The following is a 10,955-nucleotide window of genomic DNA, read 5'->3' as shown; positions in this document are numbered from 1 at the left end:
CGGTTCGGGATCCCGAACCGACCGCCCACTTTCATGCCGCTACGGCGTGACTCACCGGGTGACGAGGGTGGCGTCCGGGGGAAGCTGGAAGTCCGGTCCGTGAGCGAGGAAGTCGGCCACGAGGGCGCCCAGATCCTCGGCGCGGTCGCCCTGCACGTCGTGTGCGGCATCGTGCAGGAGGACGAAGCTGCAGTCGGGCACGAGACGGGTGAAAGTGCGTCCGTTCTGGGGCGGGATCAAGCCGTCCTTCTCGCCGAACACCACCAGCGTGCGAACGGAAAGTTCAGGCAGGCGTTCGGCGATCTGCTTCGAGTAGTCGGGGTTCGCTCCCTGGAGCCTGGTGATCAACGCGAACATTCGGGCCTGGGAGTCGGGGTGAGGCGGTACGAAGACCGGCTCCCGCTCGGGGTGGACGCGAACCTTGGCAAGGGCTTCCTCAGGTGTGATGTTCCCCGGTGAGGGGTCGGCCCCTTCGTTGAACGTGCCCGGTGTGTCGAGGACGAGAGAAGCCACCCGTTCCGGGTGATCGAGGGCGAGGTTGAGGACGACGTCGCCGCCCAGCGTGCTCCCGAGCAGGTGGAAGCTCTTGAGCCCGAGGTCCTGCGTCGCCTGGTGGACGGTCTCGGCCAGTTCCGTGAGCGTCAGGTCACGGCCGCCGTCGGGCTCGTCGCCCCAGCCGGGCAGCGCGAACAGGATGACGTCGTACTGCTCGGCGAGGCGGTCGAGCATGGGGGTGAAGCGGATACCGACGGCGCTGTGGATCACGACGAGGGTGTCGCCGGAGCCGGCGCGGAAGTACCGGATGGGGTGACCGTCGGCTTGGGCGACGCCTTCGGCGAAGGCGGAACCGTACTTTGCGGATGCGGATGTCATGGGGGGCCAACTTTCTCTCACAGAGGCCTCATAGGCCCCATTGAGACATGTTTAAATGACCTTACGTAAATATTTCAATTGCGATCTGAAGTGTCAAGTACGACATCCGTTTCCGGCCCGCCAAGGGACGCGGGCCGGAAACGGATGTCGTAGGGCGGTGTCAGTCCTCGAAGTGGCGCTGGAGACCGTCCCAGACCGCGTCGTAGTCGTCCTGGAGCGTCGGCAGCGCGAGGGCGGTGGCGGTCGGGATGACGGGCAGCCGGGTCTCGAACAGGAACGTGAGCCCGTTGTCGATCTTGCGCGGCTTGAGCTCCGCCGTGCTCGCGGTCTCGTAGGTCTCACGGTCGGGGCCGTGCGAGGCGAAGCAGTTGTGCAGGCTGGCGCCGCCAGGGAGGAAGCCTTCGGCCTTCGCGTCGTAGGTGCCGTGCACGAGCCCCACGAACTCGCTCATGACGTTGCGGTGGAACCACGGCGGGCGGAAGGTGTTCTCGGCGACGAGCCAGCGGTCCGGGAAGATCGCGAAGTCGGCGTTCGCCGTCCCGGGGATTCCGCTGGGCGAGGTCAGCACGGTGTAGATCGACGGGTCCGGATGGTCGAACGAGATCGTGCCGATCACCATGAAGTTGCTCAGGTCGTACTTGTAGGGCGCGAGGCTGCCGTGCCAGCCGACGACGTCGAGGGGGGAGTGGTCGTAGTCGGAGACCCACAGGTTGCCGAGGTACTTGTTGAAGACCCGCACCTCCTCGTCCCGGTCCTCGAAGGCCGCCGTCGGGTACAGGAAGTCCCGGTGGTTGGCCAGGCCGTTGGCGCCGATCGGGCCGAGCTCGGGCAGCCTGAAGATCTGGCCGTAGTTCTCCAGGGCGTATCCGCGGGCCACGCCGTCGGGCAGCTCCACCTTGAAGCGGAGGCCGCGGGGGAGGACGAGGATCTCGCCGGGGGAGACCGCGAGGACGCCGAGTTCCGTGGCGACGCGCAGACCGCCCTGCTGCGGGACGACCAGCATCTCGCCGTCGCTGTTGACGAAGTACTCGCGGTCCATCGACCTGGCCGCGGCGTACATGTGGATGGCGACACCCGACTGCGCGCGCACATCGCCGTTGCCGCCGATGGTGAACAGCGACTCGACGAACGTCTTCGGCTCGGCGGGGAATTCGTAGGGGTCCCACCGCAGGCGGTTGGGGGAGGGAGCGGCGTTCGCGATCGGGCTCGCGGTCAGGCCGCCGGCGTCGACCTGCCGGAACGGGGAGTGCTTCGCGGACGGTCGGATGCGGTAGACCCACGTACGCAGGTTGTCCTGGCGCGGCGCGGTGAACGAGGTGCCGCTCAGCTGCTCGGAGTAGAGCCCCAGCGGTGCCTTCTGCGGGCTGTTGCGGCCCTGCGGAAGGGTCCCCGGGACGGCTTCGGTGACGTGCTGGTTGCCGAAACCCGAGAGATACGCGAGGTCGCGCGCGGAAGCCGGTCCGGTGATGTCGGTGAGTGACCTGTCAACTGTGGTCATGAGTAACTCCGTTGGGTGTTGGGGACCTGGGACGGGCTCAGGTCGCCTCCAGGACGCTGACGTAGTTGGCCACCGCGAGTCCGCCCATGTTGTGCACGGCGGCGCGACGGGCTCCCGGCAGTTGCATGTCACCGGCGGTGCCGGACATTTGCATCGCGGCCATCACGTGCTGGGAGACCCCGGTGGCGCCGACCGGGTGGCCCTTGCTCTTCAACCCGCCGGAGAGGTTCACCGGCAGGCTGCCGCCCCGGAAGACGGTGCCCTCGTCGAGCGCGACGCGCCCCTTCCCGCGGGGTGCGATCCCGAGCACCTCGTACATCACCAGCTCGGCGATGGTGAAGCAGTCGTGCAGCTCGATCAGGTCGAGGTCGCCGAGTTCCACGCCGGCCATGTGTTTCGCGCGGTTCCAGGCGGTGGCGCTGCCGGCGAACTCGACCGGGTCGCGTTTGGCGGCGGGCAGGAAGTCGTTCGCCTGGCCGAAGCCGATCAGCCGGACCGGGCTCTGGGCCGCCCCGCTGCTCGGCGCGGTCGTGAGGACGAGGGCCGCCGCGCCGTCGGAGACCGGCGAGCAGTCGGTGCGCCGCAACGGACCGGCGACGACAGGGTTCTTGGGCGACGTCGTGGCGCAGAACTCGGGGGTGAGTTCCTTGTGGAGATGAGCCCACGGATTGGCCAGGCCGTTGCGGTGGTTCTTCGCAGCGATCTGTCCGAGTACGTCGCCCAGGTCGCCGTAACGCTCCTGATAGGCCTCGGCGACCTTCGCGAACAGCCCGGCGAAACCGGTACGTGACTCCTGGCCGGCGAGCTCGTAGTCGGCCCCGAGCAGGGCGGCGCCGACCTGCTCCGCCGGGGCGTGGGACATCTTCTCGGCGCCGATCACCAGGACGGTCCGGGCGGTGCCCGCGAGGAGGGACTTGATACCGCCGTGGACGGCCGCCGAGCCGGAGGCGCAGGCGTTCTCGACCCGGGTGGCCGGTACGCCGAACAGGTCGTCGGAGATCTGGAGGGCCAGGGACGAGGCGAAGGCCAGTGGCCACAGGCCCGAGTTGAACTGGCCGAACCAGATCTCGTCGACATCCCCGGCCTCGATCCCCGCAGAGACGATCGCGTCGCGGGCGACGGCGACGACGAGGTCTTCGAGGGACTGGTCACCCAGTGAGCCGAAGCGCGTGTGCCCCCAGCCGGAGATGACGATGTCGGTTCCGAAGGTCTGGGCGAGAGTCATCAGGCAGCCGCCTCGTACGCGGAGCCGACGGTGAACTCGGCCTCGGTGACGGCACGGAGCTCGTCGACCGTCACTCCGGGGGCGGTCCGGGCCAGCAGCAGGCCGCCCTCGACGACGTCGAAGACGGCGAGGTCGGTGATGACACGGTTCACCACGCCTACACCGGTCAGCGGGAGGGTGCACTCGCGGACGACCTTGGAGGATCCGTCCTTGGCGCGGTGGGTCGTCAGGGCGATCACACGGCGCGCTCCCGCGACCAGGTCCATGGCTCCGCCCATGCCCTTGACGACGGATCCCGGGATGCTCCAGTTGGCGAGGTCTCCGGAGCCCGACACCTGCATGGCTCCCAGGATCGTCAGGTCGACATGCCCGCCGCGGATCATCGCGAAGGAGGCGGCCGAGTCGAAGACGCTGCCGCCGGGCAGCACGGTGACGGTCTGCTTGCCCGCGTTGATCAAGTCGGCGTCCTCGTCCCCCTCGTAGGGGAAGGGGCCCATGCCCAGGAGGCCGTTCTCGCTCTGGAGGGTGACCTTCACGCCCTCGGGGAGGTGGTTGGCGACCAGGGTGGGGATGCCGATGCCGAGGTTGACGTAGGCGCCGTCTTTCAGCTCCGAGGCGGCGATGGCGGCCATCTCGTCGCGGGACCATGTCATGACTGCTCCTCTTCTTCGCACGCGGCTCTTCTTTTTGCGCGGCTCGCGCGGTACGCGCTCACGCGGACTTCTCGGTGCGCTGCCGCGTGGTGCGTTGCTCGATGTGCTTGATCCGGCTCGACGTCCGTACGACGCGCTGGACGTAGATGCTCGGCGTGACGACGTGGTCGGGATGGATGGCGCCTTCGTCGACGACCTCGTCGACCTCGGCCACGGTGACCCGGCCGGCCGTCGCGACGACCGGGTTGAAGTTGCGGGCGGTGTAGCGGTAGACGAGGTTGCCGACGGTGTCCGCGCGGTGGGCGCGCACCAGGGCGAGGTCGGCGACCAGGCCCCGTTCGAGGACGTACTCGACGCCGTCGAAGACCTCGGTCTTCTTGCCCGCCGCGACCTCGGTGCCCACCCCCGTGCGGGTGTAGAAGGCGGGGATCCCGGCGCCGCCCGCACGGAGCCGTTCGGCCAGGGTGCCCTGCGGGTTGAACTCCACCTCCAGCACTCCGTCGAGGTACTGCTGCGCGAAGAGCTTGTTCTCACCCACGTAGGAGGCGATGACCTTGCGGACCTGGCCGCCCTCGATGAGGACGCCGAGGCCGATCCCGTCCACCCCCATGTTGTTGGAGATGACGGTGAGATCCCGGACGCCCGACGCGCGGACCGCCGCGATCAGGTCCTCCGGGATTCCGCTCAGGCCGAACCCGCCTACGGCCAGGGTCATCCCGTCGGACAGCAGATCGTGCAGCGCCTCGGCGGCGGTGGGGTTGATGACAGCCATGTCGGTTCCTCTCACGATGTGCGGCTCCGCCGCGTGGGGGCGGCCGGCCCCCACCGGCCCGCAGGTTTGTCACCGTTCTTCCAGCGGAGCGCTCAGTGCCGTTCGACGACCGGCTCGGACGCGAGCGTCTCTCCCTGCAGGCACAGCTCCTCCACGAGTCCGAGGGCGGCGCCTCGAGAGGTGGCCGTGCCATAGACGTAGCGATCCGGCCGGACTACGGCCCAGGAGATTCCCAGCCCGGAGGCCCAGTCCACGAGGGTGCCGTCGAGGTCGACCACTTCCGCGTCCCCGGCACTGGCCCTACGGCCGTTCTCGCCACCGGTCGATGCCCTGACGGTCACGTGCCGGGCACCGAGTGCTCGGCACGCGCTCTCGAAGAACCGCCCGGAGTCGTCGCCCGGGACCGGGTCGGACTCGTCGTCGTTCTCGATGCTCACGACGGCGAACCAGTCACCCAGCACCTCGTCGAGGCGGACCCGGTCACCGCTCACGTCCCTCACCCACGGCTGAGGGAACTGGGTGCCGGCCGCCACGTTCGGCGGCGACGCGATCAGCCCTGCCGACAGCGGCGGGATGACCTGCTGCCGGGTGGGGTCCGGGCGCAGTCGGCGTGCCTCACGGAGCCGGATGTCCCGAGCTCTCGCGCGGTCCGGATCGAGTTCGCCGATGATCTCGCCGAACGACTTCGCGAGCCCGACGACCTCAGCCACGTGCGGACGCATTTCGGCCTCGTAGGTGTCCAGGACGTGTTCGGGCCAGCCGCGCTTGGCGACGGCGTCGAGTTTCCAGGCGAGCCCGGCCGCGTCCCGGATCCCTGCGCACATGCCCTGCCCGAGGAAGGGCGGCATCTGATGGGCCGCGTCGCCGGCGAGCAGGATGCGTCCGCGCCGCCAGTTGTCGACGACCAGGGCGTGGAACCGGTAGACGGCGACCCGCGCGATCTCGAGAGCGTCGACATCGACGAAATGGGACAGGACCTTTCTCAGCACGGCATCGTCTTTGAAGTCCTGGGGGTCCTCCGACGGAAGCACCTTGATCTCCCAGCGCCGGAGCGAGCCGGGGCCGATGATGAAGGTGCCCGGCCGGGAGGGGCGGCAGTACTGCGTGGCCCTGGAGGGAAGGTCGGTGTCGGCGACGAGTTCGGCGTCGACGATCACCCACCACTCGTCGAAGTCGAGATCGGTGATCGTGGGTTGGACGAGTGCGCGGGTCCGGCTCCGCGCGCCGTCGCAGCCGACCAGGAACTCCGCCTCGACCTCTTCCGTCTCTCCGTCACGGTCCACGACGACCACGACGGAGTCCGCGTTCTCGGCCGCGTCGACCAGGGAGGTACCCGGTCGTTGTTCGACGTACGGGTAGCGCTCCAGCTCCCGCCTCAACCGGGCTTCGAGCCGCGGCTGGTAGAAGAGGAAGTTGGCTTCCCAGCCCAGCGGGTGCGGAGGCGGAGCCGGGTAGAACGTCTTGATGAGTTCGCCGTCGACACCCAGGTAGTCCGATCCCGGATGAGGGATGCACTCCTGTGCGACCTCATCGGCGACGCCGATGGTCTGGAAGGTTCTCATCGCCTCGTGGTCGGCGGTGATCGCCCGGGGCAGCGGGTAGACCTCGTGCGCGGGGTCCACGATCAGGACCCTCCACCCTCTGCGCGCGAGGAGGTTGGCGAGAGTGACCCCGGTCGGACCCATGCCCGCGATCACCGCGTCGTACCGTTTCATCGCCGCGCGTCCGCAGGCTCGTTCGTCCTGTTCGTCGCCTTGATGTGATGCTCGAGCGGGCCGAAGACCGACTGCCCGTCGGCGAAGGCATCCATTTCGAGCACGTCGCCGTGAAGGAGCCAGGGGGTGCGTGCGGCGCCGTAGGTCTCGGTCTCCCAGTGACGCACTTCGGCGAGACACCCGAAGCCGTTCTCGGCGTCCTCGTTCGCGATCGTGCCCGCGCCGAGGATGGTGCCGGCGGCAAGGTCTCGCGTACGAGCGGCGTGGGCGATGAACTGCGGGTACGTGAAGTGCATGCCTATGCCCGAGTCGGGCTCGCCGACCACCGATCCGTTGACGCTGGTCCGCACCCGGAGCCGGATGCGCTCACCGTCCCATCGGGGACCGAGTTCGTCGGGGGTCACCGCCGCGAGTGCGAAGCCACTGGTCGGCTTCGCCTGGAGGAACCCGAAGCCCTTGGGGAGCTCCGTCTTCGTCAGGGCCCGCAGCGTGTAGTCGTTGAGCAGGACGAACAGCTTGATGTGTCCTGCCGCCTCCTCGACGGGGGTGCCCATGGGGACGTCGTCGAGCACGGCCGCGATCTCGGACTCGTAGTCGAGGCCGACCCCCTCGTCGGGGATCACCATCTCGTCCGAGACTTTGAGGAAGCTGTCGGAGGGGCCCTGGTACATCACCGGGTCCGTGTCCCAGTTCGGCGGCATCTCAGCCCCCCGGGCGGCTCGCGCCTTGCGCATGTGGCCGAGGTAGCCGGCGCCGTCGAGGAACTGGTGGCTCCGTGGGAGCGGACTCGCCATCTCGAGGTCGGCGACGCGCAGAGCGTCGGCCACACCGTCCCCGTCGAGGGCCTCGCTCAGCTTCCGCAGCGGCTCCTCCACCTCGGTCCAGTTCTCGAGCGCGGCCTGGAGCGTCGGCGCGATCCCGGCCGCCGGTACGGCACGGGTCAGAGTGCGATCGAGGACGACGAGAGTGCCGTCACGGCCTCCTTCAACCAAACTGCCCAGCTTCACTGTGTGGTCCTTCCCCAGTCGGTCGGGTATGGGCCCATTGAAGAGTCCGCTCGCACGCGCTGTCATGGCAGGTTTCCGTTTATCGGAATGGAAATTCTTTTACTTCTGCCGTGGCTACCGGGCTGAGGCATGGACGGTCCTTGACTTCCGTTGTCCATCGGATCCACTATCCGGACCATGCCGCAGACAGGGACCGTGGGCTCGCTCAAGCGTGGAGTCGTCGTACTGAAGGCTCTCGCGAGCGCCGGTCCCGGCGGTCTCGCGCTGACCCAGATCGCCGAGCGGTGCGGCCTGCCCCACTCGTCCGCCCACCGAGTCCTGAGCCAGCTCCGCGAAACTCATCTGGTGCACCAGGACTCACCCGACGGGATGTACTCCCTCGGACCGCTCGCCTTCGAGCTCGGTGTCGCCGCCGCCCAACAGTTCGACATCCGGGGCCGGAGCCGTCCCGCGCTGATCACGCTCGCGACCGAACTGGGCGACACCGTCTTCCTCATGATGCGCAGTGGGTCGGAAGCCGTCTGTCTGGAAGTCGAAAGCGGCCCGGCGCCGATCCAGGTCGTCACCCTGCGCATCGGCAGCCGCCGTCCGCTCGGTGTGGGCGCCGCCGGTCTCGCCATCCTCGCGGCCATCGAGCAACCGGAACGCGACGACGTGCTGCGGGACGTCGTGGAGCAGATCGAGCACGACTGGGGAATCACCGAACAGACTCTCGACGAGCTCATCACCCGGACCCGACACCAGGGCTACGCCCACATCGAGGACCAGATCACGGTCGGCGTCGCCGGGGTGGGCATGCCGATCCGCGACCTGTTCGGGCAGCCGATCGGCAGCGTGGGAGTCGCGGCCCCGATCAGCCGCATGCCGACGGCACGGGTTCGGGATGTCGCCGACGCCGTGGGACGCGCGGTCGGCCACATCGAGACGCGACTCTTCGCACATGGACCACGAGTTCGGCCGACCAGGGGGTCGTGACCTCGCCGTGCGCACAAGCGAGCTGCTGCTCGATCTCGACGCCGGCCCCTGAGGGGCGGCGCCGAGATCACCGACGATGCGGCTCGTGCGGTCAGACGGAGGTCAGGACTACTTCGAGGGGGCGACCTCGATGTAGGTGGTGCCGGTGACCGGGCGGTGGTCGTAGGTGCCGGTGACGGCGGCGCCGCCTTCGTAGCGGGGGCCGGTGATCACCAGTTCCTGGTCGTTGGCGTAGGTCTTGACGTTGAGCTTGGCGTGCTCGCCGGGGATGGTGATCTTCCAGCGGGTGGGGTACTTCTTGCCGGTGGTCGGGCTGGTCCAGAGGGTGGAGTTGTCGGGCGTGAGGGTCGCCTCGGCGACGGTCTGGGTGCCGTCGGGCTTCAGGACGGTTGCCCAGCTGTTCTCCTTGCTGTCCTCCGTCTTCCAGAGGCTGACCTTGTCACCGTTGGACAGGTTGAGGTTCATCCAGCCCCATGAGGCCTCGCCCGCCGCGATGTTGGGGAGGGGGCCCCACTGGCGGTCCAGCCAGGACTCTCCGCGGACCTTGTCGGTGCGGCCGTTGAGCGTCAGTGTGCCGGAGGTGTCCATGGTGGGGATGGCGTACTCGTAGTTCGGGTATTTGGCGTCGCCGAACATGGGGAAGTAGCCCGTCCCCATGTTGTAGAGGACGTTGCCCTGGGGGTGGAAGGTGACGTCGATGGTCCCCTCGGGGACCTTGGCGTGCAGCTTCTGTTCCTTGGCGTCGCCGGTCCAGCTGATGTTGTCGGTGTGGATGTCCACGCCCTGCTTGTCGGACAGGCCTGCCCGAGCCGGGAGGATTGCCTCCGACCTGGTGTACCAGCCAGTGTCCTCATCGGTGATCGACACAGCCGAGGAGGCTCGCCCCTGCTTGGCGTCGCCGGCGCTCAGATAGTGGGCCAGGAAGCCGTAGTGGTGGCCTCCGGCGGTCACGTGGGCGGTGACGTACCAGGACTCGTTGACCCGGTCGGGGTTGGCGGTGAGGTCCGCGGCGGGGTCGACGGCGACCGGGAGGCTGGTCTGGTTCAGCCCCTTCCCGGAGGCGGTGGTGTGCGCCGCAGCCGTGCCGGAGGCTGTGGTCGCGGTGGCCGTTCCTCCCGAGGCGAGGGCGAGAGAGGCGATGAGTGCGGCGGTGACGGTGGTCGCGCCGACAGTGGTCTTGCGCATGGTGACTCCTTGTGCAGATGTCCTGCACGGATGGCATGAACGTACGAAACGGTTTCGTACTCTCGATGGATGCAGTTGGGGGCGGAAGGGAAATCCGCTGACGTCGGATGGACGCTGCGCCGGCTCGTCGGCGGGCGGCGTCTGCCCTCGGGCGCTTCGCATCGCCACCCGAAAGAAATATCCAACACCCGTAGGATTATTGATATGGTGGCCCGTGTCAAGCCGGTCTCCGGGCAGGGGCCGCTGCGTCCGATCCGGGACCGGCGCTGACCTGGGACGGTGCTCAGCTGTACCGACAGGGGCGGATACGCTGGTGCGATTGACGGGCACGCACCCGCCCGCACAGCCGACTGAGGAGGACACGTGGGAGGCAAGCCGACCACCACGCGACGCCCGGGGCGTCCGGGCGCGGATTCCGCCGAGATGCCCTCGGCGCCGGACGTGTTGCAGCGGGGCCTGGAGGCGTTCGCGGAGCTGGGATACGACCGGGCGTCCGCGCGGGAGTTCGCACGCCGTCTCGGGGTCGGCCCCACCTTCATCAACGACCGCTACGGTTCCAAGGCGGCCTACTGGCGTGCGGTGGTGGATGCTGCCCTGGGGGCTCAGCTCACCCGCATGGTGCCGGCCGCCCCGGGGAGCGACGACGAGGACGTGGTGCGGCAGTTCGTCAGGGAGTTCTACCGCACCACCATCGGCGAGCCGTACCTGGCCATGCTGATGGCGGACGAATCCGCGCGGGACACCGAGCGGCTGGACTACCTCTACCAGAGCTACATCGAACCGGCGCTCGCCCTCGTCACGCCCAGCATCGAGAGGCTGATGGCATCCGGGCGCATGGCACGGGTCTCGATCGACGTCGTGTTCTTCGCCATCATGACTCCCGTGTCAGGACTGGTGCAGGAGCCGCTCGCCCGGCGCGTGGGCGGCTACGAGCACATGACGCAGGCGGACCGTCTCGCCAAGGCGGAGGCCCTGGCCGCACTGGTGATGGACGGCCTACTGGCCCCGGGTAACGCAAAGAGCCGGTAGCGAGGTGTGAAATGGCATGTTCC

Annotated in this window: 10 protein-coding genes; 2 read left to right on the top strand and 8 right to left on the bottom strand. The window is 68.5% G+C overall.

From position 1 onward, the window contains the following. Positions 1 to 51: 51 nt before the first annotated feature. The 7 genes from ACFXC1_RS34650 to ACFXC1_RS34620 all read right to left on the bottom strand — a co-directional run bounded on the left by ACFXC1_RS34650 (position 52) and on the right by ACFXC1_RS34620 (position 7,743). Positions 52 to 873: an alpha/beta fold hydrolase gene (locus ACFXC1_RS34650; protein ID WP_381250494.1), complete on the bottom strand. Its 822-nt coding sequence runs from the start codon at positions 871 to 873 to the stop codon at positions 52 to 54. A gap of 160 nt (positions 874 to 1,033) precedes the next feature. Next, positions 1,034 to 2,371, bottom strand: a complete 1,338-nt coding sequence (hmgA, locus tag ACFXC1_RS34645) for a homogentisate 1,2-dioxygenase (RefSeq protein WP_381250491.1) — start codon at positions 2,369 to 2,371, stop codon at positions 1,034 to 1,036. A 37-nt stretch (positions 2,372 to 2,408) separates the two neighbouring features. Continuing rightward, positions 2,409 to 3,596 carry an acetyl-CoA acetyltransferase gene (locus tag ACFXC1_RS34640; protein WP_381250489.1) on the bottom strand — a complete coding sequence of 396 codons (1,188 nt, stop codon included), beginning with the start codon at positions 3,594 to 3,596 and terminating at the stop codon, positions 2,409 to 2,411. Beyond that, on the bottom strand, positions 3,596 to 4,249 hold the full coding sequence (locus tag ACFXC1_RS34635; protein ID WP_381250486.1) for a CoA transferase subunit B: 654 nt from the start codon (positions 4,247 to 4,249) through the stop codon (positions 3,596 to 3,598). The genes ACFXC1_RS34640 and ACFXC1_RS34635 overlap by 1 nt, the downstream gene beginning before the upstream one ends. Before the next feature lie 58 nt (positions 4,250 to 4,307). Beyond that, the gene (locus ACFXC1_RS34630; RefSeq protein WP_381250483.1) at positions 4,308 to 5,021 is read right to left on the bottom strand and encodes a CoA transferase subunit A; all 714 of its coding nucleotides are present in this window, start codon (positions 5,019 to 5,021) and stop codon (positions 4,308 to 4,310) included. 92 nt (positions 5,022 to 5,113) lie between these two features. Further along, entirely contained in the window at positions 5,114 to 6,736 is a 1,623-nt protein-coding gene (locus ACFXC1_RS34625; protein WP_381250480.1) for a bifunctional 3-(3-hydroxy-phenyl)propionate/3-hydroxycinnamic acid hydroxylase, read from the bottom strand. After that, entirely contained in the window at positions 6,733 to 7,743 is a 1,011-nt protein-coding gene (locus tag ACFXC1_RS34620) for a fumarylacetoacetate hydrolase family protein (protein ID WP_381250478.1), read from the bottom strand. Before ACFXC1_RS34620 ends, ACFXC1_RS34625 begins: the two co-directional genes overlap by 4 nt. Before the next feature lie 177 nt (positions 7,744 to 7,920). On the opposite strand from ACFXC1_RS34620, the gene ACFXC1_RS34615 reads away from it, so the two are divergent. Further along, complete coding sequence (locus tag ACFXC1_RS34615) at positions 7,921 to 8,718, top strand: IclR family transcriptional regulator (RefSeq protein ID WP_381250475.1); 798 nt, start codon at positions 7,921 to 7,923, stop codon at positions 8,716 to 8,718. Between the two features lie 108 nt (positions 8,719 to 8,826). Here ACFXC1_RS34615 and ACFXC1_RS34610 read toward each other — a convergent pair whose 3' ends face one another. Then, a complete protein-coding gene (locus tag ACFXC1_RS34610) occupies positions 8,827 to 9,903 on the bottom strand; it encodes a lipocalin family protein (protein WP_381250472.1) in 1,077 nt (358 codons plus the stop codon). A gap of 363 nt (positions 9,904 to 10,266) precedes the next feature. Between ACFXC1_RS34610 and ACFXC1_RS34605 the strand changes: the two genes are divergently transcribed. Continuing rightward, positions 10,267 to 10,932 carry a TetR/AcrR family transcriptional regulator gene (locus ACFXC1_RS34605; RefSeq protein ID WP_381250469.1) on the top strand — a complete coding sequence of 222 codons (666 nt, stop codon included), beginning with the start codon at positions 10,267 to 10,269 and terminating at the stop codon, positions 10,930 to 10,932. Positions 10,933 to 10,955: the final 23 nt, after the last annotated feature.

The organism is Streptomyces hokutonensis (genome assembly GCF_042751305.1).
Lineage (GTDB): Bacteria > Actinomycetota > Actinomycetes > Streptomycetales > Streptomycetaceae > Streptomyces > Streptomyces hokutonensis_A.
Note: the sequence above shows the minus strand (reverse complement) of the source record. Positions and strands in the feature narration are given on the sequence as shown.